Source organism: Streptomyces sp. NRRL S-1022 (genome assembly GCF_000720135.1).
Taxonomy (GTDB): Bacteria; Actinomycetota; Actinomycetes; order Streptomycetales; family Streptomycetaceae; genus Streptomyces.
On the sequence record NZ_JOIU01000201.1, the window covers coordinates 1 to 259 of the forward strand.

Annotated in this window: 1 protein-coding gene; it reads left to right on the plus strand. The window is 63.7% G+C overall.

What is annotated here, in order from left to right; all coding sequences use genetic code 11:
- Positions 1–38: 38 nt before the first annotated feature.
- Positions 39–242 (plus strand): cold-shock protein, encoded by a 204-nt coding sequence (locus tag IG05_RS0141550; protein ID WP_030349225.1) that lies wholly within the window; start codon positions 39–41, stop codon positions 240–242.
- The last annotated feature ends 17 nt before the right edge of the window (positions 243–259 follow it).

Here is a 259-nt window from a genome sequence, read left to right on the forward strand (position 1 = left end):
GTGCGGACGCCGATGCACTGCCCCAAAGGAGATATGACATGGCTGCTGGTACCGTGAAGTGGTTCAACGCGGAAAAGGGCTTCGGCTTCATCGAGCAGGACGGTAGCGGCGCCGACGTGTTCGCCCACTACTCGAACATCGCCGCGCAGGGCTTCCGTGAGCTGCTCGAGGGCCAGAAGGTGAACTTCGACATCGCGCAGGGCCAGAAGGGCCCGACGGCCGAGAACATCGTTCCGGCCTGACGCTCACGCGCAATCCG

Excerpts from the sequence above, each read along its gene's own strand:
- IG05_RS0141550 (WP_030349225.1), top strand. The coding sequence starts at position 39 with ATGGCTGCTGGTACCGTGAAGTGGTTCAACGCGGAAAAGGGCTTCGGC.